Source organism: Halorubrum coriense DSM 10284 (assembly GCF_000337035.1).
GTDB lineage: Archaea > Halobacteriota > Halobacteria > Halobacteriales > Haloferacaceae > Halorubrum > Halorubrum coriense.
Window position 1 is genome coordinate 16,637 of record NZ_AOJL01000063.1, and the last position, 26,038, is coordinate 42,674.

23 protein-coding genes and 4 pseudogenes are annotated in these 26,038 nt (G+C 56.6%); 15 read left to right on the forward strand and 12 right to left on the reverse strand.

Going from position 1 to position 26,038, the window contains the following annotated elements:
- Window positions 1-41 precede the first annotated feature (41 nt).
- Window positions 42-1,208, forward strand: coding sequence for a phenylacetate--CoA ligase family protein (locus C464_RS16670; RefSeq protein WP_006114962.1), 1,167 nt, complete (start codon window positions 42-44; stop codon window positions 1,206-1,208).
- 383 nt (window positions 1,209-1,591) lie between these two features.
- Here C464_RS16670 and C464_RS16675 read toward each other — a convergent pair whose 3' ends face one another.
- Both C464_RS16675 and C464_RS16680 read right to left on the reverse strand, forming a co-directional pair.
- Window positions 1,592-2,434: an amidohydrolase family protein gene (locus C464_RS16675; RefSeq protein ID WP_006114963.1), complete on the reverse strand. Its 843-nt coding sequence runs from the start codon at window positions 2,432-2,434 to the stop codon at window positions 1,592-1,594.
- Window positions 2,427-2,900 (reverse strand): PaaI family thioesterase, encoded by a 474-nt coding sequence (locus tag C464_RS16680; protein ID WP_006114964.1) that lies wholly within the window; start codon window positions 2,898-2,900, stop codon window positions 2,427-2,429. The genes C464_RS16675 and C464_RS16680 overlap by 8 nt, the downstream gene beginning before the upstream one ends.
- Window positions 2,901-3,024: 124 nt before the next feature.
- Between C464_RS16680 and C464_RS16685 the strand changes: the two genes are divergently transcribed.
- Together C464_RS16685 and C464_RS16690 are read left to right on the forward strand one after the other, a co-directional pair.
- On the forward strand, window positions 3,025-3,597 hold the full coding sequence (locus C464_RS16685) for a peroxidase-related enzyme (protein ID WP_152420997.1): 573 nt from the start codon (window positions 3,025-3,027) through the stop codon (window positions 3,595-3,597).
- Between the two features lie 61 nt (window positions 3,598-3,658).
- Window positions 3,659-4,369: a class I SAM-dependent methyltransferase gene (locus C464_RS16690; protein ID WP_006114966.1), complete on the forward strand. Its 711-nt coding sequence runs from the start codon at window positions 3,659-3,661 to the stop codon at window positions 4,367-4,369.
- 93 nt (window positions 4,370-4,462) lie between these two features.
- Here C464_RS16690 and C464_RS19360 read toward each other — a convergent pair whose 3' ends face one another.
- Window positions 4,463-4,636: a hypothetical protein gene (locus C464_RS19360; RefSeq protein ID WP_167539346.1), complete on the reverse strand. Its 174-nt coding sequence runs from the start codon at window positions 4,634-4,636 to the stop codon at window positions 4,463-4,465.
- A 501-nt stretch (window positions 4,637-5,137) separates the two neighbouring features.
- Between C464_RS19360 and C464_RS19020 the strand changes: the two genes are divergently transcribed.
- Window positions 5,138-5,305: a hypothetical protein gene (locus C464_RS19020; protein WP_006114967.1), complete on the forward strand. Its 168-nt coding sequence runs from the start codon at window positions 5,138-5,140 to the stop codon at window positions 5,303-5,305.
- Window positions 5,306-5,356: 51 nt separating this feature from the next.
- Here C464_RS19020 and C464_RS16695 read toward each other — a convergent pair whose 3' ends face one another.
- Window positions 5,357-6,826 carry an aldehyde dehydrogenase family protein gene (locus tag C464_RS16695; protein WP_049911375.1) on the reverse strand — a complete coding sequence of 490 codons (1,470 nt, stop codon included), beginning with the start codon at window positions 6,824-6,826 and terminating at the stop codon, window positions 5,357-5,359.
- Window positions 6,827-7,040: 214 nt separating this feature from the next.
- A complete protein-coding gene (locus tag C464_RS16700; protein WP_006114969.1) occupies window positions 7,041-8,360 on the reverse strand; it encodes a methyl-accepting chemotaxis protein in 1,320 nt (439 codons plus the stop codon).
- 393 nt (window positions 8,361-8,753) lie between these two features.
- Here C464_RS16700 and C464_RS17970 point away from each other — a divergent pair, with 393 nt between their 5' ends.
- Entirely contained in the window at window positions 8,754-9,599 is an 846-nt protein-coding gene (locus C464_RS17970; RefSeq protein ID WP_239640265.1) for a halocyanin domain-containing protein, read from the forward strand.
- 69 nt (window positions 9,600-9,668) lie between these two features.
- Window positions 9,669-10,144 (forward strand): annotated as a pseudogene (locus C464_RS16705) (RNA-guided endonuclease InsQ/TnpB family protein); the annotation flags it as partial.
- Window positions 10,145-10,412: 268 nt separating this feature from the next.
- Here C464_RS16705 and C464_RS16710 read toward each other — a convergent pair.
- Both C464_RS16710 and C464_RS16715 read right to left on the reverse strand, forming a co-directional pair.
- Window positions 10,413-11,216 carry an ABC transporter permease subunit gene (locus tag C464_RS16710; protein WP_006114972.1) on the reverse strand — a complete coding sequence of 268 codons (804 nt, stop codon included), beginning with the start codon at window positions 11,214-11,216 and terminating at the stop codon, window positions 10,413-10,415.
- Window positions 11,213-12,166 (reverse strand): ABC transporter ATP-binding protein, encoded by a 954-nt coding sequence (locus tag C464_RS16715; RefSeq protein ID WP_006114973.1) that lies wholly within the window; start codon window positions 12,164-12,166, stop codon window positions 11,213-11,215. The genes C464_RS16710 and C464_RS16715 overlap by 4 nt, the downstream gene beginning before the upstream one ends.
- Before the next feature lie 71 nt (window positions 12,167-12,237).
- On the opposite strand from C464_RS16715, the pseudogene C464_RS17975 reads away from it, so the two are divergent.
- Window positions 12,238-12,480 (forward strand): annotated as a pseudogene (locus tag C464_RS17975) (transposase); the annotation flags it as partial.
- A 106-nt stretch (window positions 12,481-12,586) separates the two neighbouring features.
- Here the strand turns inward: C464_RS17975 and C464_RS16720 are convergent.
- Window positions 12,587-13,850, reverse strand: a pseudogene (locus C464_RS16720) (RNA-guided endonuclease TnpB family protein).
- A gap of 1 nt (window position 13,851) precedes the next feature.
- On the reverse strand, window positions 13,852-14,244 hold the full coding sequence (gene tnpA / locus C464_RS16725; RefSeq protein WP_006114974.1) for an IS200/IS605 family transposase: 393 nt from the start codon (window positions 14,242-14,244) through the stop codon (window positions 13,852-13,854).
- A 455-nt stretch (window positions 14,245-14,699) separates the two neighbouring features.
- On the opposite strand from tnpA, the gene C464_RS16730 reads away from it, so the two are divergent.
- Entirely contained in the window at window positions 14,700-15,473 is a 774-nt protein-coding gene (locus C464_RS16730; RefSeq protein ID WP_049911376.1) for an SDR family oxidoreductase, read from the forward strand.
- Window positions 15,474-15,893: 420 nt separating this feature from the next.
- Here C464_RS16730 and C464_RS16735 read toward each other — a convergent pair whose 3' ends face one another.
- Window positions 15,894-16,130, reverse strand: a complete 237-nt coding sequence (locus C464_RS16735; RefSeq protein WP_049911378.1) for a hypothetical protein — start codon at window positions 16,128-16,130, stop codon at window positions 15,894-15,896.
- 338 nt (window positions 16,131-16,468) lie between these two features.
- On the opposite strand from C464_RS16735, the gene C464_RS16740 reads away from it, so the two are divergent.
- From C464_RS16740 to gdhB, 3 genes are all read left to right on the forward strand, one after another.
- A complete protein-coding gene (locus tag C464_RS16740; protein ID WP_006114976.1) occupies window positions 16,469-19,342 on the forward strand; it encodes a bacterio-opsin activator domain-containing protein in 2,874 nt (957 codons plus the stop codon).
- 195 nt (window positions 19,343-19,537) lie between these two features.
- Window positions 19,538-19,681 carry a rubrerythrin-like domain-containing protein gene (locus C464_RS18770; RefSeq protein ID WP_152420999.1) on the forward strand — a complete coding sequence of 48 codons (144 nt, stop codon included), beginning with the start codon at window positions 19,538-19,540 and terminating at the stop codon, window positions 19,679-19,681.
- Window positions 19,682-19,683: 2 nt separating this feature from the next.
- The gene (gene gdhB, locus C464_RS16745) at window positions 19,684-20,976 is read left to right on the forward strand and encodes a glutamate dehydrogenase GdhB (protein WP_049911380.1); all 1,293 of its coding nucleotides are present in this window, start codon (window positions 19,684-19,686) and stop codon (window positions 20,974-20,976) included.
- A 369-nt stretch (window positions 20,977-21,345) separates the two neighbouring features.
- Here the strand turns inward: gdhB and C464_RS17980 are convergent.
- A pseudogene (locus C464_RS17980) lies at window positions 21,346-22,435 on the reverse strand (transposase); the annotation flags it as partial.
- Window positions 22,436-22,488: 53 nt separating this feature from the next.
- Here C464_RS17980 and C464_RS19365 point away from each other — a divergent pair.
- The 3 genes from C464_RS19365 (at window position 22,489) to C464_RS17990 (ending at window position 23,684) form a co-directional block, all read left to right on the forward strand.
- On the forward strand, window positions 22,489-22,626 hold the full coding sequence (locus C464_RS19365) for a hypothetical protein (RefSeq protein ID WP_006114978.1): 138 nt from the start codon (window positions 22,489-22,491) through the stop codon (window positions 22,624-22,626).
- A gap of 223 nt (window positions 22,627-22,849) precedes the next feature.
- Window positions 22,850-23,143, forward strand: a complete 294-nt coding sequence (locus C464_RS18775; RefSeq protein WP_152421000.1) for a hypothetical protein — start codon at window positions 22,850-22,852, stop codon at window positions 23,141-23,143.
- A 103-nt stretch (window positions 23,144-23,246) separates the two neighbouring features.
- Window positions 23,247-23,684, forward strand: coding sequence for a TRAM domain-containing protein (locus tag C464_RS17990; protein ID WP_006114979.1), 438 nt, complete (start codon window positions 23,247-23,249; stop codon window positions 23,682-23,684).
- Window positions 23,685-23,865: 181 nt separating this feature from the next.
- Here C464_RS17990 and C464_RS17995 read toward each other — a convergent pair whose 3' ends face one another.
- Entirely contained in the window at window positions 23,866-24,360 is a 495-nt protein-coding gene (locus tag C464_RS17995; protein WP_006114980.1) for a DUF3592 domain-containing protein, read from the reverse strand.
- 622 nt (window positions 24,361-24,982) lie between these two features.
- Between C464_RS17995 and C464_RS18780 the strand changes: the two genes are divergently transcribed.
- A complete protein-coding gene (locus C464_RS18780; RefSeq protein WP_152421001.1) occupies window positions 24,983-25,492 on the forward strand; it encodes a hypothetical protein in 510 nt (169 codons plus the stop codon).
- Window positions 25,493-26,038: the final 546 nt, after the last annotated feature.

Below are 26,038 nucleotides of genomic sequence, written 5' to 3' on the forward strand. Positions count from 1 at the left end.
GTGACGGAGATTTATGTGTCAGCTTGTCGTGTGTTAACGTGATGTACAACACTACCACCCTCTCGGCAGTCAAAGAGCAGCTAGAACAGGTCGCCGGCCGTGACTTTTATGCGCAGAAATTCGCGGACGCGGGCACTGACCCGGCAGCAGTCGACTCGTGGGACGACTTCCGATCGCTTCCGTTCACGACGGCGGCAGAACTCGAGAATGACTTCGAGGATGCCCCACCGGCTGGATCGTTGTACGACGGCGCGGCGATGGTCACGTTCTCGCCGATGGGTGAGGAGCTGCGACCTGTCTTCGACACGGCAGACGACCTCGAAAAGCAGGCCGCTGCCAATGCAGACGTGCTCGAACGCGCCGGGATCGAACAAGGCGACCGTGTTGTCAACACGTTCGGCTATGAACTGTTCGGCACCGGGTACGTGCTCCACCGAGCGCTCGAACACCTCGGGGCAGAGGTGTTCCCGCTTGGTCCTGGTGACTCTGATCAGGTCGCTGCGACCATTGAGACGTACGACGTGGACGCCATCGTGGGCAACCCGAGCTTCGCACTGAAAATCGGTGCCGAAGGTGGGTCGGTCGATACCTTTGTCGGCGCGGGCGAGCCATTCACTTCCGTTCCGGGCCGTCGCGAAGCGGTCAAGGATGCACTTGACGCGTCCACGGCAGTGGACTACTTCGGCACGCGACACATCATGCCCGTAGCTGCCGAGACTACAGCCGAAAACGGACTCCGAGTCGTCGATGACTACGCAGTCGTAGAAGTTGTGGACCCAGACACAGGCGACGTGTTAGATGACGGTGAGCGCGGGGAAGTCGTGGTGACGCACCTTCAGAAAGAGGGGATTCCGCTGGTACGCTACCGGACCGGCGACCTCGCCGAACTCGCCGTCGAAGACGGATCCGTGGTGTTACCCGACGGTGTCATCGGCCGCACAGACGAGCGGCTGAAAGTCAAGGGCGTGAAAGTGTATCCGGAGAGCATCGAGACAGTTCTGGCCGGTTTTGACGGGTTGACTGGGTCATACCGTGTCGAAGTGTCACAACCAGAGACCACCGATCGACTCGTCGTAGTCTGTGAGGGTGAAGCCGACGCCGACGAACTACGTGCGGCGCTCGCCGACCGCCTCGTTGTGACACCGGACGCCGTCGAACTGGTCGCGGATCTCGACGAGACCGGTATCGTCGACAACCGGTACGAGTGACCTCCTCCTCGCGGTAAACGGTTAGGCTTCCCACGGCACCGCACCACTGAGTTGAGATATTTGCTGGTTTACGACCTGTCGGCATGACGAGCCGATGGCGGGGCCACACCGCCGTTACTCCTATCCCGGCGAGGGATTCGGAGTTATCTTGTGACCGAGACACCACAGCGGTTCGAGATGGGTGTCTCGAACGTTCTGGGCCTCGGAATCCCGATACTGTGTATTTGAGAGGGCGGTGTGACCGCCTCGGAGTACATCATGTTACGCCACGATACCAGTTAAATATCTGTCTTGCTGTCGGTTGCGGATACATCCGAGTTGTCGGATTCACTCCCGCCGTAAACGCGGAATTCTCTCCTCGAAGAAAGATAGCTTGGCAGGGGTCAATCGTTGCCAAGGAAGCGCTGCGCGGTCCGTGAAAAGATGTCGCGCTGGACCTCAACCGAGAGGTCCCGTGAGAGCAGGTGTTCTCGCTCCCGAGCATAGGGGTATGGGATGTTCGGATAGTCTGACCCGTACATGATCGACGTCGAGAGTTCAGCCAGCGTGTCGTCGGAGACCGTCGTCGGGTCGAAGTCCATGTACGTCTTGGCCACGCTCGACATGGCGAAGGTGGTGTCGAGAAAGACATTGTCGTTGTCGCGGGCGAGGTTGAGGAACGCCTCAATCTCATATGTACCCATGTGAGCAACACACACCCGTATATCCGGGTAGGAGGCGAGAAACGACTCGAAGCGCTCAACGCCGACGTGGGGGCTGTCCGTGAACATCGGTGCTGTCCCGGCGTGGAGCACAACCGGCGCGTCGCGGGCGGCGACAACTTCGTAGGCGGGACCGAGGCGGGGGTCGTCGGCTCCAAACCCCTGTACTGGGAGCTGGAGCTTCAAGCCACACGCGCCGGCGTCGAAGGCGTCGGTGACAACTGCCTCCACATCGTCGGCAGCGTGGACGGTGGCAAACGGGACCGCGTGGTCTGAGTCTGCGGTGGCTTCTATCACCCACTCGTTAAGATCGGCCGCCGCCCCCGAACGCGCGACGTACGGGAGTGCGGTATATTGCTCGACGCCCGCTGTAGTCAGTGCTGCTTCCATCTCGTCGCGGTCGGTCGGATGGTTGAACTCCCAGCCGGCGGCGTCGCTGAGCGCCTCACGGATTGCGGCCATCAGCCGCTCCGGCATCAGGTGAACGTGCGCGTCTACGACATCACCGATGGGAAACTCAGCCATCGGTAAGCTTGTAGACGCCCGTACCGGTCGCACAGACGGTGCCTTCGGACTCGACTTCGACGCTTGCCACGCCGACATCGGTGCCGCGACGATCCACCGTAGCCGTCGCATACAGCGGTGCGCTGCCGGCAGCTTCGAGGTAGTTCACCCGGAGGTCGATAGTCGGCGTGTATGTTTCCCGGCCACCGACAAAGACGGCGGCACCGGTGAGGTCCACAAGTGCGCTGACAACACCGCCGTGGACGGCACCGAGGTCTGGGTTTCCCACGAGTCCGAGGCCGAACGGCAGCTTTACCCTAGCACACTCGGGAGTTACTGAGAGCACCTCCAACTCATGCCGTTGGTGGAAGGGAACGTCACCATACAGCCGCTCTACGACTGCCGTCCGGTCAGTCACGTCCGAACTTGCTGCCTGCTGCTGATCGCCCTCGCCAGCTTCCAGACCGGTCTCGCTCGGGTCGGGCATAAGTGTGATACTACACACCACGCCCTCACATAAAGTAACCGCCCAGCCCCCTACAGGGCGATATAGCAACTATGGCAGGGTATCTGGGGCAACGGCTATGTGGTCACGGCCTACCTCTAATTACATGAACGAGGATGCGATGCGACGATTCCCGGTGCCGGATTACGACGACCTCCCCGAAGATCTTCGCGAACGGATCGACGAAGAGACCGACGACGCCGGGTTCACTCCAAACGTGTTCTCGGCGTTCGCTTACAAACCGAGTCACTTCCGAGCGTTCTTTGCGTACTACGACGCGCTCATGTTGGACACGCCGCTCGCTCGCGAGGAAGTCGAAATGATCATTGTTGCGGTGTCAGGCGCAAATAATTGCCTCTACTGCGTGGTCGGTCACGGCGCGCTTTGTCGCGTCTACTCCGGTGCGCCAAAACTCGCCGACCAACTTGCCACCAACCACCGACAGGCGGACGTATCTGACCAGCACATGGCAATGTTAGACTTCGCCGTCAAGCTCACTGAGCTTCCCGAGGCCGTGACCGGTGAAGACGTACAGCGACTCCGAGACGCCGGCTTCTCGCGAGAGGAAGTGTGGGACGTGGCTTCGGTCACCGCGTTCTTCAACCTCTCTAACCGCATGGCAACCGTCGCGGACATGCGTCCAAACGACGAGTTCTACGCAATGGGTCGCCGCGACTGATCGCTCCGAAGAAACACGCCAGTATATACGTTCGCCTCAGTCACTGACCCGGCAGATTACTATGACAAAAGAAACATACACGGATACCATCAATTGGGACGAGTACTGGGAGGGAGCTGACGAGAGCAGACGCGAAGACACGAGCCCGAGTGAAGATCTCGTATTGAAACCCCTCGTCGAATTTATCAATACGAAGCTATCTGAACACCCGGATGCGTACGCCGATGTTGGCTGTGGCCCCGGTGATCTTGTGTTCGAGGTCGCCGAACGCTACTCTGACACGACTGCGGTCGGGTATGATTCTGCCGAGGCAGTCCTCGTAGAAAATCGTGGTCACGCACGCGAAGCCGGGCTAAACGCTGAATTCAATCAGGCGGTTCTTCCGACGTTTGACCCCGAACAGCAGTTCGATATCGTCTCCTGCTTGTTCACACTTTGCTACGTTAGAGATATTGAGCGCGCTCTGGTGAACCTCTACGATGCGGTGAAATCCGGTGGGTACCTCGTCATTCATTACCACAATCGGTTCGCACAAGCCCATTACAGTAGTATCGCAGAGTCGCCTTCTGAGTATCTCGACGAAGATGCTGTATGGAACCCCGAGACTTTCGCCGAGCGATTCAAACTCGTCATTCAAGGCAGGAACCTGTTATCGTACGAGCGCATCCACGAGATACTAGGAACATGGCCACAAAGCTTGTTCTCGGTAGTCGATGAGGCCGGTCGCTACCCTGCCCACCGATACGAACCTCTCGTCTACGTTCCGAAGTGAATATATGATGTCCAGATTATGTGTATCCGAATTTCGGAGGAGATCATGAACTCTGTGATTAATTATGCCTATGCTACTAAACGGTCGATTTGGCTACGCTGCGCGCTTTAGCACCTGCGGTACGACAATGAGTGCGATGGCGGCAAGAGCAAGTGCGAACAGACGCGCTACTCCATCGAACACGGTGAACCCAATCACCGCGACGATTACTGCTTGGATAACTGGAATCCCGTAGTGGAATGCTGGGCGTTCAAGTACGGAGGGCATCTGTTCTAGATATAACTTCGCGGATATAATAGTTTACGTCGCTCTTGAAGAGGCTTAAAATAGCTCAGCTGGAATAGAAACGAGATACAGCCCACGCGCTCATCACACGGGTGTGTCATGAGTCAAAATGAAATGAATTCGGAACACCACTGTTCAAATGGTGAGTGATCCCACCACGCCGAAGAGTATGTGGCTCACACTTGAGGGACAGTCGAATGCGGCAGTATATTTTATGACGTGACAGCCATCTGGATCGCGATCGTGGGAGTACTCTCCGGTTGAAACGAAGTGTTTTGCGTGTCTATCACAATTTCTCCGAAGCGTGGATCGATACGCACGCTCATCAGATGTTGAGACCAGCGGCCGTCTGCCGAATTTGTCATCCACACCGGGCCGTTGATCTGCGACCCAGTCATTGAACAAGTGGCACACCACATTCGATAGCGCGATCAGTCGCTCACCAGCCGCTCCGTTCTTGATCGTCATTCCGGCCTCAGGTCGATGGATGACCGCAATGTACTGCCCGTCCGAATCGTAATCACCGACGCCGGGACACTCGCTCCCTCCAAGATTATCAGGGAAACGCTCGCGCTCGAAAGGGTGCCGGCCACCCCCTTGTCGGTGGACGAGTACGAGGTGACCGGCATCTCTGTCATCGACGAGTTCTAAGCCGGTGCGGAGCAACCGGCTCTTTCTGTGACGCCGTTGGCAGCGCCCCGTTCAAAGCAGCTGATAGTCGCGCTCTTCGTGCTGGACAGAGATCCACTTTGTTTCGGTCAGTTCGTCCATAATCCACTCGCCGTTGTACCGACCGAGGCCGGAGTTCTTCATCCCGCCGAACGGGGCATTGGGTTCGTCCTGAATCGGGTGGTCGTTGACGTGGACCATCCCAGCGTCGATCTGGTCGGCGATGGACCGGCCGTGTTCGACATCACCGCTGTACACGCCCGCGGCGAGGCCGTACTCGGTGTCGTTAGCGAGTTCGACAGCTTCCTCGTCGGACTCGAACGGGATGATCGGAGCGACGGGGCCGAAGTGCTCGTTACAGGCCGCAGACATATCGTTGGTACACTCCGAGAGAACGGTCGGTTCGAGGAACAGGTCCTCGACCTCGCCGCCCGTTTCCAGCGTCGCGCCGGCGTCGACGGTCTGCTCGATGAACGAGGTGAGCTTCTCGACTTGGCTCTCGTTGATAATCGGACCGAATTCCACGTCCTCATCAAGTGGATTCCCGATATTCAACGACTCCGCGTAGTCGACGAGCTTCTCGACGTACTCGTCGTAGACGTCCTCGTGGACAAGGTGGCGGTTAATTGAGATACACACCTGTCCCTGGTGACCGAACGCGCCGACCGAGCCGGCCTCTGCGGCTGCCTCGATGTCGGCGTCCTCGGTAACCACAAACGGCCCATTTCCACCCAGCTCAAGTGCTGGGAGCGCGAGCGCGTCTCCGGCCTGACTGGCCACGGACCTGCCGACCGCCGTCGACCCGGTAAACGACATCACGCGAGCGGTCGGGTGGCCGGCCATCCGGTCGCCAATGTCGGATCCATGGCCCGTGACGACGTTGACGACGCCGTCCGGGAAACCGGCCTCCTCGGCGATGTCGGCCAGCAGGAGCCCACCGGTAATCGGTGTGTCTGTCGCAGGTTTGATGACGACAGTGTTCCCCAGCGCAAGCGCGGGGCCAAGCGCTCGCGTCGTAAGATGTAGCGGAAAGTTCCACGGCGAAATGATTCCGACGACGCCAGCGGGCTCGCGGACGATGTGATGGTCCTTATCATCGTGATACATCGAATCGCGGACCTCTTCTTCCGGCGGGACCATCTCCAGCGCGCTCTGGAAGTCCGCCAGAGAGAAGTTGGCCTCGGCAGTCGCTTTGGCCTGTACGCTGCCGGACTCCACCGCGAGCAGTTCGACGATCTCATCGAGCCGGTCCTGCATCACCGCAATCATCGACTCGACGTACTCGTTACGTTCCTCGCGCGACAGCGCCGCCCAGTCGGACTGGGCCGCGTCGGCGGCCTGATAGGCGTCGTTGACATCGCCCACCGTCCCAGCGGGTACCGCCGCGATTTCCTCGCCCGTCGCGGGGTTCGTCACCGGAATCGTATCGGACGATCCGGCGTTGCGCCACTTTCCATCAATGTATAGTCGGCTCCACGCCGTCTGGTTATCAGGTTGCGACACAGTACATTATGGACAGCGCCACGGACTGTTATCGCTTTGGTAGCCGGTGTTCGAATAAGGGTACACGGTTCTCGACGATCTGTCAGTCGGCGGTTTCGATACAGGAGTCACTGGTCACGACCAGATCCGTCGTTCCGTTCCACTCATCCAGTCGGGGGCTCACAAAGCGATCAAAAAATACCGTGAGGTCCGATCTCACTAGATCGTAGACCGTTCAGGCTGACCGATCAGTTACTTTACACAGTCGTTGGTCAAGTTCTTCGACATCTTGGGTCAGGTGTGAGACCATCTCTTTCTGACTTTCATTTTCATCTGCTATCTCCGATATCTCCTCACTGACGGTGTGGGCACGGGTGGAAACATCGTTGACGGCACTCGAGATTTCCTCGGCAACGCTCGCTTGCTCGTCTGTCGCATCCGCAATTTCGCTGATCCCGCCTTCAGTTTGCTCAACTGCCGCTAGGATCTGTTTCTGGTTCTCGAGAACAATCTTGATGTCATCTCTCGTAGACTGAATCTCTTTGTTGGCTGTCTCCATCTCGTCGGTCGTCTGGTTTGCTTTTTCTCTGATCTTCGCGACGATATCTCCAATCTCGTCGGCTTGTTCTTGAGAGCGGGTTGCGAGGTTCTTCACCTCATCTGCGACGACTGCGAAGCCGTCGCTGTCGCTGCGTGCTGCTTCGATGTTGGCGTTCAACGCGAGCATGTTCGTCTGCTCTGCGATCTCCTCGATCACGCCAACGAGTTCTCCGACCTGTTCGATCTCATCTTCTAAGTCGGCGACGTCGTCTGCGACTGACGCAGATGTATCAGCTGTGTCTTCAACTTGCTCGATGACCTCGCCGGCAGTTTCAACGGACTCTTCAGCTAACTCTCGCGATTCGGCGCTCTGGTTACTGACCTCCTCGGCGCTGGACGCGATTTCTTCCACTGTCGCACTGAACCCGGAAACATCTCTTTGGGTACTTTCGAGTTTACCCGCCTGTTCAGAGGCAAGTTGGGTGATCTCGTTCGAGCGGTTCGCGACCTCGTTTGTTGACTCGCTGAGCTCCTCCATCGATGCCTCCACATTGCTTGAAAGCTCTTCTTGGAGGTCTGCTAGCGTTTCCCGCTGGTCAACAACGGTTGTGACATCGAAGAGCAGCTCGACTGCGCCGACGACTGCTCCGGTGGGAGCTTGGATTGGTGTCGCGATCGCCCGAGCGTGTGCTTTCGATCCGTCTGGGCGTTCTGCGGAGCGGAACTCTTCTTCACGGATGGGAGTTCCAGTACGAACCACTTCTTCAGCGAGTGTTTCCTCTTCGTCTTCGGTTCCGAACACATCGTAGGCGTTCATGCCGATGGCCTCGTTTGCCGGCAGTCCGATCAGGTCCGCTGTCGCTGAGTTCCACTGTGTGATGGTGCCTCCCTCGTCAACGACGAATGCTGCTTCAGGGAGGTTTGCGATGAACTCCTCGAAGGCGTGCCGCCAAAATTCACCTGTTGAGTCTTCGCTCTCTTGTTGAATTTGGTTAGTGCCCGCAACTTGAGCCATACAGGTATCATCTTAGTGGGATATATGTGTGTCAGGATCCTATTATTACAGCTGATAGAGTTACCTAGAGCATCTCATCTAAACCACAATATCCCAATCCAGCGGTACGGTCCCGTGGGAATCCTCGCGCTTCAGCGCGGGGAGGATATCAAGCAACGACCACGAGTAATGTGAACTGCCTCGGGGTCAAGCCCCGAGGCACTCGCCTTGTTTTCTCTGTAGATGCCGGTCGGTTGCCGTCGTCTACGCCAACGCGATTCCAGCACCGACAGCGACACTCGTCAGCGCGAGGTTTCTCCTTAACTCGCCGTGTCAGAATCTAAACGGACTTATTCTAATAGATTGAAACTACCCACAAGCTTGTATATAATACCATTTTAACTACTATGCGTAATGCCCTCCAACAATCGCCGCACGTTCCTTGCCGCAAGTACAGCTGTTGGACTCGGTTCGCTGACCGGGGTTCACGCACTCCGGACACAGGGTACTAGTACAACCTTCACAGCAGCCGATAGTGACGGGGAAGACTCTCTTGACACCTGGCTCGCAGCCGCAAATGACCCACAGACGCACCAGATCCGCGATTTCCGATATGACGACCCGCCGACGGTGTACCTCGGCATATCAAATACAAACTCGTTCTCCCCGCCTGCGATCAAGGTGACACCAGAGACCACGGTAACGTGGGAGTGGATCTCGGAAGACGTTGAGTACAATGTTGTAGCGATCGATGGGACCTTCGACAGTGGGCAACCGCTTTCGGAGGCTGGAGAAACATTTGAATACACCTTCGACGCGAAAGGGACGTACAGATACGTTAGCGAACCGTATGCCGATGCGGGGATGCGAGGTGTCGTCGTGGTCGATACTGCACCGTCGAGCGAGTATCCGACCGTTGACGAGTGGCTCGCTGGAACAAACGGATACGACGGGACCATTACGGATCAACTAGACACTAGTCTTGTCGAGATCACCACTGGAGCGAAGGGTAATAGTGGTCACTCTGCGTTCGAACCCCACGCAGTGAAGGTCTCGGCCGGTACGACAATCCGGTGGTCGTGGACCGGCAAAGGGGGCGCACATAATATTGTATTCAAAGATGGTGACTTCGATAGTGAATCTACCCACGCTGAGTCTGGCGTCCACTTCGAAGAAACGTTCTCTGAAACTGGCGTCTTCAGATACGCCTGTCAGCCCCACCATGCCCTCGGACACCGTGGTGCCATCATTGTCGAATGATGGATCGTTCAGTCGGTATCTCTTGTGAACTGCCTCGGGGTCAAGCCCCGAGGTACTCGCCTTGTTTTCTCTGTAGATACCGACCACTCTGATCAAACGACCCTCGATATCGACCTCGGCGTCAACAATTTCGCCGTCTCATCGACCGGTACATTCTGGTAGGGAGACAACTACGACCACTGGTGTCGTGAGTTCGAGAAACGACGTGGCGAGATATAACGGCGCAGCGCACAAACCGCGCACAACGCGCTGCTTCGCCTCAGAAAGCGTGAAGACGCATGGGAAAAAGTATCATCCACAACGTCGCCAACAAACTCGTTACGGAAGCCGTCGAACATGGCTGCGACGCTATCATGTTTGAGGACTTGATAGACAGTCGAGAGCGGCTTCCACGGGCGAGGTGGCACCACGTCTGGGCGTTCCGATGTCCTGTCGAGTACGTCTCATACAAGGCCCTTGAGCAGGGCGTCTCCGCGGAGTAGGCCAAGCCGGCCCACACGGCTCAACGCTGTTCTCGGACGGACTGTGAGTTCACGCACGAGGACACCCTTTGACTTCCCTACGGCGACGATAGCGAGTACTGGATTCACAGTCGCCAGTAGACGGGGAGGGCCTTGTTTAGACGTGGTGTAGCTCGTCCGCTACGATCGTTGCCCAAAGGACAGATTCGAGGTGAGAAGCACTCAGGGATGGATTGTGTCCATCCAATAGTACTACTGACCAGTGTCTTCAGGAGCGTCTAAACAAGGCCGAGGGGGAGCAGTCAGGGCGTTTCTCGGTCAACACCACCCTGTCGTGTCCCAGCGACTCCCTTTAGCCGATATCAGCATCCCGGAACCGCAGATACCCACCCAAGGCCGGCACGACAATCCATGCAAGCAGGATGAGCGTCGGGAACCACACCGAAGCGAACGGATCGGTAGCGAAGATCTGCCCACCACTCCTCACGGCCTCAAATGCGGCACTCGCAGCGCGGTTCGGCGGAAATAGACTAATAAACTGGAGCCAGGCCGGTTGGCTCCCGGCTTCGATTAGCCCGAGTTCAACGGCGCCGACTTGGATGACCCGGAAGATTAGGCTCCACATGGCGACAAGGACAAGATATGCCCCGACGGCAAACGCAGTAGCCCGGCCGTCACTCGCGCTGGAAGCCGAAATACCCACGCCGATACCCACGAATGCCATCCCCATCAAGGCGAGAAAGAGCATAAACGGTACCAACAGGGCGAGTCCGTCACCAAGCAGCGTGATCATGACGAACCCTGTCGCGACCGCACCGATGAGTGTCGCAATGACCATCAGCGCCATCCGGCCGATGAGTTTCCCAATGAGAATATCTCGACGCGACGGCGGGAGGCTCAACAGTACACGGAGCGACCCAGACTCACGCTCGCCGGTAATCGCCCCTTTAGCGACGAACAGCGCGATGATAGGGAGAGCCACGGTAATGATCTGAAACACTTGGCCAAACAGTACAGCGGCCGGCTCGCCAACGGTCACCGCGGCAGCAGCTGTTATCCCAGCGGTGAACAACACGACCGCCAGCGTGACCGCCCAGAGCGCCTTCGACCGGCCGGCGTCAGCTAGATCCTTTCGGGCGACGGTTCGGACGCTCATGCTTCGACACCTCCGGCGACTGCCGTCTCAGTGTCCCCATCGTCGCTAGCATTGCTCGTGTAGCTGGCGAACATATCCTCAAGCGAGGACTCTTCGATCCGGACATCAGTGACGGTCGTCATCTCTCGAACCCGATCAATAAGGGTGAGCTTGGCATCCGGCTCAAGACAGGTCCCGTGAACGGTCCCATCAGCGACCTCGATATCCCGGACGTTTGGAAGGTCGCCTAGTTCTCCCTCAGGTTCGCGCCCCACGCGGAGTGTCACGCGAGCCCCGGCGTCAAGGTTCTCCCGGAGCTGCTCAATAGAGTCGGTTGCGACAAATCGCCCGTCATCGATAATACCAACCCGGTCGGCGACGGCCTCAACCTGTTCGAGGATGTGACTTGAGAAGAACACGGTCGCACCCCGTTCGTTTTCTGCCTGAATAAGCTCCCTAAGTTCGCGTGCGCCGTTGGGATCAAGACCGCTGGTCGGTTCATCAAGGATGAGCAACTCTGGCGAGCCAACCAGTGCTACCGCCAAGGCAAGCCGCTGGCCCATCCCCGTCGAGTACTCTCCGGCCGGGCGGCTCGCATCCTCTTGAGACAGCCCGACCCGTTCGAGCAGGTCATCCGGGTCGTCAGTCGCATTTTTAAACTCGACGGCGAGTTCAACATGTCGACGCCCACTCAGCCGCTCGTACAGCCCGTAGTTCTCTGGGACAACGCCGATACGACTGTGGAGCTGCTTACGCTCGGACGCAACGTCCAACCCGAGCATCGACGCCGTCCCGGCGGTCGGGGACACGAAATCAAGCAGCATATTGATTGCCGTCGACTTCCCGGCCCCATTTGGCCCGAGAAAGCCGAATATTTCGCCCGACTCGACAGTAAGGTCTAACCCGTCAACAGCTTTGACTTCACCAAACCGCTTTGTCAAGCTGTTCGCGTCGATCGCTGGTTCGGTCATTGCCGTGGCTACAGCTATATGTTACTGTGGCATAAACCGGAAACAAGCGTTTCTGGCATTGATACAGCGTAAACGACACCGATGGTACGGCGGTCAAATCGCTTGACCTGTCCGATGAGCGCAAATGCTTGGAACGTACACAGCGCGGCCTCTCGCGGAAGAAACACGGGTCTGCGAATTGGGAGAAACAGCGCCGGGTCGTGGCCGAGCGTCACGCCGAATTAAAACGGAAGCGCCGCGACTTCCTTCACAAATTGTCGAACTACTACGCCCGAGAATACGACCTTGTGGCCGTGAACTGCCTCGGGGTCAAGCCCCGAGACTTCCCGTGGGTTAGTCTGACACTCCCACCCGACCATCGCCCTGGTGACATCCTCCTCGCCGTAAACGGCGAGGCTTCCCACGCATGGGGAATACCAGTTAGTTGTTGCTGGCAGAGGGTTTCGACTCTTCGTAGGCCGTGAGCGTCATCTGCGAGGGTGTCTCGCTCGTCTCACGGTGAGTCGTGGCGGTGTCACTACTGCTCCCATCCCGTGGCGAGTCATCGCGTTCCGCCTTGTCAAGCGGGACGCTCTCTCCCCACGGGTCAATCCGTCGTGCGATGTTCGCAGAAGCGTTGATGTCGGCCTGAAACGTCGAAACGTGGCAGTCGTCGTTCGGACACCGAAACTCGGCCTGCGAGTCCCGCCGACCGATACGGTGGCACGAGTGGCACGTCTGCGACGTGTACGCCGGATTCACATACTCGACCGGGATGCCTGCTTCCGTCGCCTTGTCCTCGATGCGTCCTTGTAGTCGGGCGAACGCCCACGAGTGAAGGCGACGATTCATGTACTTCCCGTAGTCGAGTCGTTCGCGGATGTACGTCAGATTCTCCATCACCAACACCGGGTTCCCGTACTGCTTGGCGTACTCGACGGCTTGCCGAGACGCTTTCTCCACGATGTCGGTGAGCGCGTTCTGGTAGTGCGAGAAGCGGTCGCCAATCCGCCACTCGGATGCGTCACGCTCTTGGAGTCGTTTCAGGGTGGTGTGCATCTCTTTGCGGAGATGCTTCGCTCTGCTTCCGCTACACACGAACGGGTCAGTCGGAGAACCATCCTTGAGGGCACAGCCCGTGATGAGGGCGGTTTCTCCGATGTCTAAGCCGATGTGCGTGGCGTCACCGTCCGTCGCTGGTTCTTCGACCGGGTACTCGACGGTGACGTGTAGTACCCAGTTTTGCCGGTGCTTCTGAAGCCGTATCTCACCCGCTTTTCGCATCCTCCGATACGAGGCCGTGCCAGAGGTCTTCCTGCTCGGGGTTGATGCGGAGCGGTATCCAAAAGTTCGTTCCCCGACCGGGACGTGGAACCCACCACGTGAACTCGTAGTCGCGTTCCCCGGAGTGGTCGAACGTCGCGGCTTGGTTGGTGAGCCGTATCGGGTGTTCGTCGTCCAACTCCTGCGCGTTGTACGTCTTGCGGAGTTTCGGGACGTAGTTGCAGAGAGCGGCTTTGGCCTGATACGGCAGGTCGTAGGGCGTCACGATGTCGCTCACCGCCGACATGGTACTCGCCCCGGCGTCGAACGCCTCTTGCAGACCGTCACGGTACGTTTCGAGCAGGTGGTTCAGTTTCGACTGCTTGTGCGCCGTGGGTGGCGCGAACGTCGCCTGCAACGTCTTCGTGACGGTCGGAGACACGCTACTGATCCTCCACGTACTTCATGAGTACGTCGATGCTCACTTGGCCGGTGGTGGCGAGGAAGTATCCCGGTTGCCAGAACGCTTTATCGAGCGCCTGCCGAACCTCGGGGTTCTCGTCACGGATTTTGCGGGACGTGACGCCCTTGAGTGAGTTGATGAACTTGGTGAGGTCGGTCGTTGGCTTCGCCGTGAACAGAATGTGAACGTGGTCGCTTCCGCCGTTGACGTTCTGGATGTTCACGCCGAAGTCCTCTGAGATGTCGCTGGCAATCTCACCGACCCGCTCTGCGATTTCGTCGGTGAGTAGGTCTACACGGTACTTCGTGACGGTCACAAAGTGATATTGGAGCGCATAGACCGTGTGCGACCCGGTTTCGAGGTTGTACTTCATTTGGCCGTACTGATTTCTATACACCCAATTCTAATAAAGGCTTACAGTCGTAGGGTATTCGGTCTGTAACCGATGGTGGTTCGTGTAGGAGTTGTCGGCTTCACGCCCGCCGTAAACGGCGGGATTCTCGCCTTGAAAAAATAGTAACGGCGGTGTGGCCCCGCCATCACCCCGTCATGCCGACAGGCCGTAAACCAGCAAATATCCCAACTCAGCAGTGCGGTGCCGTGGGAAGCCTCGCCGTTTACGGCGAGGAGGAGATCACCAGCGACCACACCTGTCTCACGAACCGCTCGCGCCATTGAGCCACAACGTGGCTCGGAACACCACCTGCCGAAGCAAGCAAGCAGGACGGCTGTCCGATCCAGAACCTCACCCAGCGCGTTTCCTGACAGAGTGGAAGCCAGGCGAAGATTTATAACGAAAGATAATGAGAGTTAATCGGGTGACATGAGATGGACCCACTACTCACGGACCGTGTCGCGGTAGTAACGGGCGGAATGAGCGGCAATGGCCGGGCAATCTGCCGGACCTTCGCGGAGCACGGGGCCGATATCGTGGTTGCGGACATCCGGGAGGATCCACGCGAGGGCGGGCTGCCGACCCACGAACTCATCGAAGCAGAGACTGACGCCAGCGCAGCCTTCGTTCACTGTGATGTCAGCGAGCGTGGCGATCTGGAAGCAGCGATGGACGCCGCCGCGGAGTTCGGCGGCGTGGATGTGATGGTCAACAATGCCGGCATTTTTCGGGGCCAAGAGTTCCTTTCGGTCACCGAAGAGGAGTTCGAACAGATATTCGACATTAACGTCAAGGGCGTATTCCTCGGCACGCAGGTCGCTGGCCAGCGGATGGCCGACGCTGACGGCGGTGCCGTGGTCAACCTCTCGAGTGTTGCCGGGCTGGAAGGAACCGGCGAGTACGTCTCTTACTGTACCTCTAAGGGCGCAGTCAGGCTGATGACGTACGCGACAGCAGACGCCCTCGGCCCTCACGGGATTCGGGTGAATGCCATCCATCCCGGGGTCATCGAAACGGCGATGACCACCGATGACGTCCCGATCGTTGGTAGCGAACAGGGTGAGCAGATGAAACAGACCATCCCGAGCCGGCGCTTTGGCGATCCCGGGGATGTCGCCGACTGCGCGTTGTTCTTGGCCAGCGACCTCGGTGACTACGTCAACGGCGAGTCACTTGTCCTCGACGGCGGGATGTCGAGCACGGGATAATCGGTGTTCGAGCCAAAGTTGAAACGCCGGCCACGGGTGGGCGCTATCTACAGACGGGTGGCATGGCCGGCATCGGGAGCCGGCTTGGGCATATTTTTCGTGCTTACGTATCTTAGGTAGTGACTAGGACAGAAGTCGTTGGCTTGTCGGTGGATCTTCTTTCTGTCGTCGAATCGACGGTAGCAGTGAATCCCATTCAGAACAAGGCAGACTCTCACCGCCAATTCAATCGGAACGAGTCAGGTGTCCGTTTCATCTCGGCGAATTAAAACAAATAGTACAACTGAGAGTACAATCATGAGTATTGCGAACCACTGGTCATCAGTCAGGACGTTATCGGACTCTGTTAATGTCATTGTCAATTTGAGGTGGCCTGAGACCGTTTCGCCACTGAATACGTGTAGTTATCAGTGAAGCGGCTTACTCACTGAGTTCGTCAAGTTTCTGTTTGATCTCTTCGAGTTTGAAGTACGACGCCACAGCGAGAATGGTCGTTGGCCACAGGCCGACAAACTGTCCCCGCTGTTTGTCTCCACGAACATAATAGAAGTACAGTGCGAGTGCGACCGACCCGATGGATGCGATCACGGCTGTCCCCAGACCGCCGGTATCAATATCGTCTACCAGTTCAGTCGCAGTTTCGTCTGATTTATCCACACGTTTACAAGAATCCGAAGGGGTATATGGGTTTCCCCATCGAAGTTAGTGGCACTCTTGGCTACTCTACGGCACTTTCTTTCACTGTCGATTCGTCATCGCCATCTTCAGTATCTTCGCGTTCTTAATTCCGCCTCCAAGTAATGTGGGCCTCGTTGACATCCTCCTCTGTGTTTAGCCGGAGGAGGATGTCAATAATCATTGAACTAGAAACCCAATTAATGAGTTAGGGTTTAATATTAAACAGCGAGGGTTTTGACTAAGGAGGAGGTAGCCGTCGGCATCAACACGTTGCGTAGTGCTATATTTGGATTCGAGATGAGTGCCCCCCTTCACATATGATTTCCAGTTCCAAGAGTGTCCTCGACCAATCAACAATCGTCACCGTCGGTGACACAACGTGGATAGCGGCGTATACTGACCGGCTCGAGGCCCGGTTTGACGCAACTGTACAGTCAGTCTCGACAGTCACGGCAGCTCAAGAGAAATTCCACGAAACCACCGTGGACTGTATCGTTACCGACTATAGTCTCCCCGAGACCACTGGTATCGATCTCGTCCGTAGGATTCGCGACACAACGACGACGCTCCCCATACTACTAGGGACAACTGAAGGAAGCGAAGTCATTGCTAGTGAGGCCATCGAAGCTGGTGTTTCCGACTACATCGCCATCCGTGTACCCCCCGAGAAGATTGTTCCCGATGCGCTACAGCGTACCGAACGGGCCCTTCGGGACGCCCAGCGATCGGCGGCACAGCGCGAGCGCGCACGACAGTTCGATGCCACCTTCCACGACACTCGGTCGGCAACATGGGTACTCGACACGGACGGAACGCTCAAGCGCGTCAATCAGGCCGCTCGTGACATCATCAACGTCGATGCTGACGCCGTGGTCGGCGACCCGTTCTGGACACTCCCTTGGTGGCCGAGTGACACACAGACTAGCGACGATGTTCGTCGACTTATCGAGACAGCGCAACGCGGCGAGTTTGGGCACGTTGTCGTCACACAAGCATCGGCAACTGATAAACGTGTGTTAGATCTTTCCGTCCAGCCGGTCACCGACGAGCGCGGCGAGCTCACCTCTATCATCATTGACAGCGTCGAGATCACCGAGCGTGTCGACCTCGAACGGCAACTCCGGCGATCAGAGAAACTACACCGTGTTACACTCAACAACATGACTGATACCGTCCTCATGACCGACGAGGACGGTGAGTACACATACGTCTGCCCGAACGTCCACTTTATATTCGGGTATACTGCCGACGAAATCCAGCAGTTGGGCACGATCGAAGATCTCCTTGGCGAGGATCTCTTTGACCGCAAGGAACTGGCCGAGAGAGAGGTTTTAAAGAACATCGAGACGACGGCGACCGACAAAGCCGGCCGCAAACACACATTACTGGTAAACGTCCGTGAAGTCTCCATTCAGGACGGTACGGTACTGTACAGCTGTCGGGACATTACGAAGCGCAAACAGCGCGAACAGGCCTTGGCGACGCTTCAGGAGACTGCTCGGGACTTCCTGTACGCCGAGACCCACCAAGAGATTGCCCAGCACGTCGTCGATGACACGTTCGATGTCCTCGGGCTCGACGCCAGCGCTGTCTACCTCTTTGATGCCGATGACAACCAACTCCGACCCACTACCCATTCTCAGGCACTTCAAGAGGCTCACGGCCCGCTTCCTGCGGTTCACGCAGATGGCCTTGACCTCACGAGCCGCAGTTTCGTCGAAAACGAGACCCTGTACTTCGACGACGTTCACGATGCGGATCGTCTCATCAATCCCGCGACTGACATCCGAAGTGCCGCCTATATTCCCCTCGGAAATCACGGCGTGTTTATATCAGGGTCGAGAGAAACCGGCGTTTTCGACGACGTTACGCGGGAACTCGCCGATCTACTGGCGGCGACCGCGGAAGCCGCCCTCGACCGTGTCAGCCGTGAGTCACAGTTGCGCGAACAGGACCGCGAACTACAGCGCCAGAACAACCAGCTCACGACGCTCAACCGGATCAACGAGACTATCCGTGAAATCGACCAAGCACTCGTGGAAGCTGAGACCCGCGAGGAGATTGATCACACCGTCTGCGAGCAGCTCACTGCTGACGGCCGCTTCCAGTTCGCTTGGATAGGTACGCTCGACGACGCAGGGAAGACGGTGACGCCGCACGCGTGGGCAGGAACCAATCTGGGGTATCTCGACGCCCAATCGTTCCGTGTCTCCAAGGAGAGGGTCGAGCCGGCAGGTCGAACGGCGACAACAGGTGAGGCGACACACATCTCGAACGTCGCGGCTGACCTCCATGCGGCCTCGTGGCGCAAAGAGGCAATTTCCCGGGACTTCCTATCCGTGTTGAGTGTTCCATTGGTGTATAACGACCTCTCATACGGGGTTTTGACTATGTACGCGGAGACACCTGACGCGTTCGACGAAACCATTCAGATGGTCGTTTCGGAGCTCGGGGAAACGATCGCTGCCGCGATCAGCGCAACCGAGCGCAAGCAGGCGCTGCTCACGACATCGATGACGCGAATCGAGTACGAGGTGAGCGACCCGTCGTTCGTGCTTACACAACTGGCTACAGCGGCCGACTGTACGCTGACCTACGAAGGTGGTGTTCAACAGACCGCTACCGGGAATTTCTTGTTTGTTACTGTCGATGACGCACCACTTGAGAGGGTCGTCGCCGCAACAGATGGTCTCACGGTCGTCGAAGACGTCCAGCAGATTCGTGGTGGCGAGACGGGCGGTGTGTTGCGACTTCGGCTCTCCGAACCCTTCCTCGCGACAGAGCTCGCTGGTCACGGGGTTGTCCTTCGGAGTGTGACATCTACAGTAACAGGTACGACGCTAATCATCGATCTACCAGCAAGTAGCGGTGTCCGGCACGTAACTCAGCTGCTTACTGACCGGTTTGGTGATACTGCCTTGGTGTCGAAGCAGACCCGGGAACAGGCCTCGGAACACGGGTTCTACGCCTCTGTTCTCGATCGTCTAACGAACAGACAACTCGAAGTCCTCGAGACGGCGTACTATAGTGGGTTCTTCGCATCACCACGGAAAGCCGATGGCAAGGCTGTCGCGGACTCGTTAGGGATCTCACCACAGGCGTTCTATCAGCATATCAGATCCGCACAGCGAAAATTGTTCGCGGCACTCGTCGACGATCATAAACCGGTCGCTGTAGGACACAGTGACTGACCGCTTCGGGTTTCTGGAGCGATCCTACTGTTCAAGTCTGCCTTGTGGCCTATCCACATCAATATCGACACCGGTTGTATAGTAAACATTCTCGCTGAACTAAGGCTTAGTTTTCAACTACCGAGTATTCCTTTCTATTCTCATTATTAGTGAATAGAGTACCCCACCTGGCGGTGCTGGGACTCGCAATTAGCCATGAGAGATGTCAATCAAAACTCGGCCGAGGAATCACCATACGAATGTTTCGAATGCGGGAATGTGGTCGTTACAGAAGAGAACCCTGGCACGTGCCCGGACTGCGCAGGTGAGATGCGGAATCGACAGATGCCGTTCGAATAAGAATGGCTTCGACATCAACGACACCCAACGAGACGATGGAGGAACCAACCGAGGAAGAGTCCGCTCTGGAGACGGCCCGCCGCCAGCTCCAACACGCCGCTGACCACCTCAACATCGACCAGCACATCGTCGAACGTCTTAAACATCCGAAGAAGGTTCAAGAGGTCACCGTCCCGGTCGAACGCGAGAACGGTGATGTCGAGGTATATACCGGGTATCGGGCCCAACACGACAGCGTCCGCGGCCCGTTCAAGGGTGGGCTCCGGTACCACCCCGAGGTCACGCGCGAAGAGTGTGTCGGACTCGGGATGTGGATGACCTGGAAGTGCGCGGTGATGGACATCCCATTCGGCGGCGCAAAGGGCGGTATCGCCGTCAATCCCAAGGACCTCACCGCCGACGAGAAAGAGCAGCTGACGCGCCGCTTCACCGACGAGATTCGGTCCGTAATCGGGCCAACGAAGGATATTCCTGCCCCTGATATGGGGACGGACCCGCAGACGATGGCATGGCTGATGGACGCTTACTCAATACAGGAAGGCGAAACCATCCCCGGCGTTGTCACGGGGAAACCCCCGATTGTCGGCGGCAGCAAGGGACGTGATGGGGCACCAGGGCGGAGCGTCGCCATCATCGCACGCGAGGCGATCGACTACTACGACAAAGACATCATGGAGACTGATGTTGCCGTTCAGGGGTACGGCAGCGTCGCGTCGAACGCTGCCCGTCTTCTTGACGACTGGGGTGCGACCGTGGTTGCTGTCAGCGATGTCAATGGTGGCGTCTACGACGCTAACGGCTTGGACACACACGCCATCCCTTCCCACCACGAAGAGCCCGAAGCGGTGATGGACCACGAGGCGCCCAAGACCGTGAGTAACGAGGAGTTGCTAGAACTTGACGTCGATGTGGTGATTCCAGCGGCAATCGGGAACGTGCTGACGGCGGACAACGCCAACGACATTTCCGCGGAGATCATTATCGAGGGGGCGAACGGCCCAACGACGACTGCGGCGAGCGAAATCTTCGCCGAGCGCGACATTCCGGTGATTCCGGACATTCTGGCGAACGCTGGCGGGGTGACTGTCAGCTACTTTGAGTGGCTCCAAGATATTAACCGCCGGTCATGGTCGCTGGAGCGCGTCAATGACGAACTGGAGAAAGAGATGCTGGCGGCTTGGAGCGACGTGCGCGAGGAGTTCGACACACGAGACGTGACGTGGCGTGACGCGGCATACATCGTCGCCCTCTCTCGAATTGCCGAAGCTCACGAGATTCGAGGGCTCTGGCCGTAACCCCGACGATAGCCGATTCCTGAGGAAGGATCGTTGCCTTTCTTCCTACTTACTGCCGCTTCAGCGCCGATATCGTCTTGTGACCCTGTGGTCTCGCTGACGACCAGTCTACAGCCGTCACAGGCGACGTGATCACGGTTGTCGGGATCTGATCCCTTCTGAACCCACCTCGTTGAGCGTGTTGGTGCCATCTGCCGGAGGTCTGTCGGTGGGATCGGGGTTTAGAGAAAATCTGCTCTCTAGCGTTAACCAACACAATCCGTGAATCCAGAGATTTGATGACATCCTCCTCGCCGTGAACGGCGAGGTTTCCTCGCGCTGGGGGGTATCGCTTACCGACCCACGGAGGCAACTTGCGGGTTCGTATNAGAAATTGTGCGTCTTCGCGTTTGTCTCTACCGACCAGTGCGTGTCAAGCACGTCCGTCAGCGCCCCGACGTACACCGTCGAAACGCCATCCTCGTACAGGCGTTCGATGAGGTCACGAGCGAGCGCATCTTGGGCGTGGTCACGTCGATTAGTACGCCGGTCATACAGGCGTTGGATTCGGTCACTACTGTATCGTCCTTCTTCCAAGAGTGATTGGAGCCGGGCGATTTCTCGCGTGGTTTCACGGAACCGCTTGAACAGCCCGCGTCCTTCGTACAAGAGTTGCTGACCGGTCGTGGTTGTACAGGCGACGAGGTTGTTCGCACCAATATCCAGAGCGGCTTNAGCCCGCGTCCTTCGTACAAGAGTTGCTGACCGGTCGTGGTTGTACAGGCGACGAGGTTGTTCGCACCAATATCCAGAGCGGCTTCTTCCGAAGCCAGTGGGTGTGCCAGTCGAGAATGGTCTTCGCTGATTGTGACTGGCTGAAAGGCCCTGAATGTCTGTGCTTGCTCGTCGTAGAACAACTCTAACCGACCCTGTTTCTCGTACTCCTTCCAGTTGGGTTCGCCTCGAACTTCGAGCCGGAGGCGTTCGCGGTGTCCCAACCCGTACTCGTCTTTCAGGTCTTTGCCGACGAGGATTTCGAGCCGGGCGTATTCACCCCACTCGACTGAGTATGACGTGTTGCGGATGTACGTTCGGAGTTCTCGTCCGTCTTCCGAGTTCCCCCAGTATCCGGGTTNGACGTGTTGCGGATGTACGTTCGGAGTTCTCGTCCGTCTTCCGAGTTCCCCCAGTATCCGGGTTTACCGTTGGCTTCGCCATTCTTTTTGAGGCTGAAGAACGAGTTCCACGCTTCGCGGTTCTTGCGTTCGATTTGTTGAACCGTGGACGCACCGAGTGTTCCGCCGTAGCGACTGCGATACTCGCTGATGTCCCACACGTCTTCGTCTGGGTCAGTATAGTGTTCGTGGCGCTCGTAGTTGATTTCGTTCCAGAGAGCGGCCGAAGCGTCCAACAGGCGTCGAAGCAACTCCTCGTTCTCGTTGGACTGCGGAATCACATCGAACGTATTGGCCCGCTTCATCACCTATTGGTTATACCGTAACTCACATAATTGTTCCGTTCATGTGATACTGTATGGTCGCAATTCGCATCGAGTTCGATGACGACGAACAGTACGAACGACTGAAGCAACTGAAGAAACATCGTGGGTTGACATGGAAGGGATTGCTCCTTGAGGGAGAGAAGAAAGTTAGGGAGGATACCCCGGAGTAAGCGTCGAACGGGGTATGTGTCGTAGTGTGTCGGATTCACGCCCGCTCTAAAGGGCGGGACTCTCTCCTTGAGTCAGGTAGCTACAACGAGAAAATGGTTCTCGAGTCTGCTGATAATATACCATTCAAGATTTCTCAACCCGGATCAATGGTGGTCTGGCTGGTCAACAATAGGATCCCTTTCTATTCAGGGCATTTATCGGCACGATTGACCAAACCGAGGTATGAGCGATTCGGCGTCTCCAACCGCCTCTGTGTCGCTATCTGAGCCGACTGACATTCCTGCCGTCCTGAGCCGGGCTGGAATTGATTATGTTACTGTTCATGACCAGCGACTTCTGGCAATCTATCGGACCGGCATCTTCAATGTGGTAACTGAGCCGGAGTCGGTGTCAAGTGCGCATACATTCCAAATCGAATGCTGGGAAGCACCACTTCCCTCTCGTGGTGATGGACGGTCAGAAAAAGAACTTCTCGAGGAATTTGCCGCCGTGTTTGATGATGGTGAGAAGTCCTGAAGTGGCCCATCGCGTTCTTCTGTCAGAGCCCCGATAGTCAGTTGAGGGCACGAGAAACGCTAGAAACAAGTCAACTGGCTCGAGTTGAAACAATACACGATTTATGGAAGTTTCTGAGACGCTCCAGACACTGTATACTGCGACTGTTGAGCAAGACGATGATACCTACCAGATCACTGTGCCGGAACGAGAGATAGCGACTGGGACAGTTAGTGAGGGATCAACATACCGTGTTGCGCTTATTTCGACGTCGACGTCGGATACCAAAGCCACGAACACGACTGAGATCAACCAGTCGGCTGAAGACGATGGTCACCAGCAAGAATACGACGGCCCGCCTGTTGAAGAAGGTGAACAGCGAGACGTTGAGATCGAGAATCTCGGTGACCAAGGTGACGGGATCGCGAAAGTGGAGCGCGGCTACGTTGTGATTGTTCCCGAAACGAGTGTCGGAGACCGCGTCACCGTCGAGATACAACAGGTGCGTGAGAACGTTGCGTTCGCGGACGTCGTCGATCGAAACCCTCGCCAAGATGTCTAGCACCGGCTGATTGGGAATACTCCAATAATTCAGTCGGTATCCGGCAATTGTATAGGTGTTATCCACGCTCTCTGACTTAGAAACAAAAAGATTCCCAGCATTCAGGCCAAGTATTTCTGATGAGCAGCGTATATATTCTGCTCTACACCCAACTAACCATCTTCAGCGCAGATTCAACGTGTTAGATTTTCCTCATGGCCGAAACTGTTGCGAAGAGGGTGAATACTCCACCAAGTATAATTGCGATGATCGGTGCGTTCGACGTTTGATTTTTCAAAAACGCATCTCCCGGCTGATCGGGAGAAACATATGCGGTTGTTTGTGTCCCCTGTTCGTACTCCTCAATGGCTGATTCGGCGCCTGACTGCGTTTCGTAGTTTTGTTCAATATCTGCGGGGTATATTTTTGTCCCAGTATATTCACTCCCATTATATGTATACTCAAACTCAACCACCGGATCAAAGTTCGCACCTGGATTTGATGATGTTCCGCTGTCCGTCTCGATGTCGACTTCAGTGATAGTCACATCAACCTCAACTGACTCTCGAACTGCCTCCGACTGTTGAACGTAATCGTATCCCCCGTAACTGATGATAGCAATCCCAATGAGGATGTACAGCAACGCACCTTTGAGACTATCGGGGCCCTTAATATTCACACCTGAATCGTCGGCCATACTGTCAATCACCACGAGACTGCTTACACTTGAGAGATAGTCGGGCGTTGCTGCGAGGTTCAGTTGACTGCAGACTGACCTGCTCACACCACCGAGAGCGGTATAACAGGCGAAGCAGCGGGAGTCGCTGTATGCGTCGTCCGAATGTACAATCGTTCTGTTGGAGGGCTGGATACATCGCTTCGCTGATTATTCGCCTAGCAACTAAAAATTGTACATTTTCACGGTAGACAACCGACCTGAATACGGTTTTCGATTCAATGGGATCGACGGAGCCACGGAAGAACACCGGATGTGGGCACATCGTGTCTGAGATCGTCACAGTCGTCGAAAGCTTCAGGGTATGCCTTTCACCGATTATGATAGAGAGACAAGCGCATACCCCCGTCTTCAGGCGGGGGTCGAGCGACACTTGGTCTGTTTGTCCCGATAGATTGAAACTCGTGGCCCTGCCCATACGGACGCTACGGATTCGGTGAGATGCCGTCCCCGAACCACAAGGGGTGGCNGTTTGTCCCGATAGATTGAAACTCGTGGCCCTGCCCATACGGACGCTACGGATTCGGTGAGATGCCGTCCCCGAACCACAAGGGGTGGCGAACCAGCGGTGGTTCGCACGGCGATGACATGGAATCCGATGAGGCCTCATTGGCCGGGCCACAGCCCTGCGAGGGAGACAAACGAGAGTTCACCCGGTGTGTCGCCGGTTCCCTCCAAGTGCGGGTTGGAACCAAAGGGCATCGACTGCCCGAATCCGATGGGCGGATTCCTCCGCGTTCACGCGGGAGAAGAGATCAATATAGTGGCACTTCTGTTGAACGCGGAGAGTTCATCGCTCCAGGTCAGTGTGACTGATCTAGTCGGATTCGCGTTACTTGCGGCCCTTGTATCGGTTTTGGGGTTTGTATTCGGGCTCAAACTCTATGCCATCTGGCCATTTACCGAGTACAGACGGCTGCGTGACCGTATTCCAGACCCGCGGCCACTGAGCCCGTTCCGACATCCGTCGCGCCTCGTTACAATCATATATTTCCGAGACGATTTCAATGTCTATGGCCGCCGAGTGAAACTGACCGGCTTCGTGTTTATCCTTATCGGTGTCGTCGCGTTCGTCCTCGTGACGGCGTCGTGATAGACGAACGAAAAATTGGCTCTATCGATACAACGAGACGATAGAGCCTACAAACAAGAATATACCGATGACGATTAATGCGGCCCCTATTCGTGTTGACTCTGTGATTTTTGTCGCGCCGACTACCGTCACTACGATCCCAACCACACTCAGCAGAACCTTCCATACCGCGTTTGGGACCAACTCCAGCAGTAGTTCAAATATGGACTCGAGGATGTCATCTATCATGTCTATTAATCACCATGACTCTGCTTTGTTCGAGAGTCAAGATTAATCTTAGTTGCCACATCCATTTGCTTCTTTTTAGCTCTGTGTTCACCATTTCAACCTCTACTGATGTTGAGAGGTTGTGTCAAAACACAATAATCACAATTCCTGTCACCAACGGTTTCCACGATCTCCTCCACGGATTCCGAGCGCTCACAGGAAGCGGTTGATGTCGCACAACAATATCTCAGACGCGAACGTCCACTCAACGCGTTTGTCGTCGTCCTCGCGGTGTCAGCATCCCTCGACACGTATCTCGTAACAGCATTGCTACCAGCT

Coding starts and splice junctions, on each gene's coding strand:
- C464_RS16670 (WP_006114962.1), top strand. CDS start 42: ATGTACAACACTACCACCCTCTCGGCAGTCAAAGAGCAGCTAGAACAG.
- C464_RS16675 (WP_006114963.1), bottom strand. CDS start 2,434: ATGGCTGAGTTTCCCATCGGTGATGTCGTAGACGCGCACGTTCACCTG.
- C464_RS16680 (WP_006114964.1), bottom strand. CDS start 2,900: ATGCCCGACCCGAGCGAGACCGGTCTGGAAGCTGGCGAGGGCGATCAG.
- C464_RS16685 (WP_152420997.1), top strand. CDS start 3,025: ATGAACGAGGATGCGATGCGACGATTCCCGGTGCCGGATTACGACGAC.
- C464_RS16690 (WP_006114966.1), top strand. CDS start 3,659: ATGACAAAAGAAACATACACGGATACCATCAATTGGGACGAGTACTGG.
- C464_RS19360 (WP_167539346.1), bottom strand. CDS start 4,636: ATGCCCTCCGTACTTGAACGCCCAGCATTCCACTACGGGATTCCAGTT.
- C464_RS19020 (WP_006114967.1), top strand. CDS start 5,138: ATGGATGACCGCAATGTACTGCCCGTCCGAATCGTAATCACCGACGCC.
- C464_RS16700 (WP_006114969.1), bottom strand. CDS start 8,360: ATGGCTCAAGTTGCGGGCACTAACCAAATTCAACAAGAGAGCGAAGAC.
- C464_RS17970 (WP_239640265.1), top strand. CDS start 8,754: ATGCCCTCCAACAATCGCCGCACGTTCCTTGCCGCAAGTACAGCTGTT.
- C464_RS16710 (WP_006114972.1), bottom strand. CDS start 11,216: ATGAGCGTCCGAACCGTCGCCCGAAAGGATCTAGCTGACGCCGGCCGG.
- C464_RS16715 (WP_006114973.1), bottom strand. CDS start 12,166: ATGACCGAACCAGCGATCGACGCGAACAGCTTGACAAAGCGGTTTGGT.
- tnpA (WP_006114974.1), bottom strand. CDS start 14,244: ATGAAGTACAACCTCGAAACCGGGTCGCACACGGTCTATGCGCTCCAA.
- C464_RS16730 (WP_049911376.1), top strand. CDS start 14,700: ATGGACCCACTACTCACGGACCGTGTCGCGGTAGTAACGGGCGGAATG.
- C464_RS16740 (WP_006114976.1), top strand. CDS start 16,469: ATGATTTCCAGTTCCAAGAGTGTCCTCGACCAATCAACAATCGTCACC.
- C464_RS18770 (WP_152420999.1), top strand. CDS start 19,538: ATGAGAGATGTCAATCAAAACTCGGCCGAGGAATCACCATACGAATGT.
- gdhB (WP_049911380.1), top strand. CDS start 19,684: ATGGCTTCGACATCAACGACACCCAACGAGACGATGGAGGAACCAACC.
- C464_RS19365 (WP_006114978.1), top strand. CDS start 22,489: ATGGTCGCAATTCGCATCGAGTTCGATGACGACGAACAGTACGAACGA.
- C464_RS18775 (WP_152421000.1), top strand. CDS start 22,850: ATGAGCGATTCGGCGTCTCCAACCGCCTCTGTGTCGCTATCTGAGCCG.
- C464_RS17990 (WP_006114979.1), top strand. CDS start 23,247: ATGGAAGTTTCTGAGACGCTCCAGACACTGTATACTGCGACTGTTGAG.
- C464_RS17995 (WP_006114980.1), bottom strand. CDS start 24,360: ATGGCCGACGATTCAGGTGTGAATATTAAGGGCCCCGATAGTCTCAAA.
- C464_RS18780 (WP_152421001.1), top strand. CDS start 24,983: ATGACATGGAATCCGATGAGGCCTCATTGGCCGGGCCACAGCCCTGCG.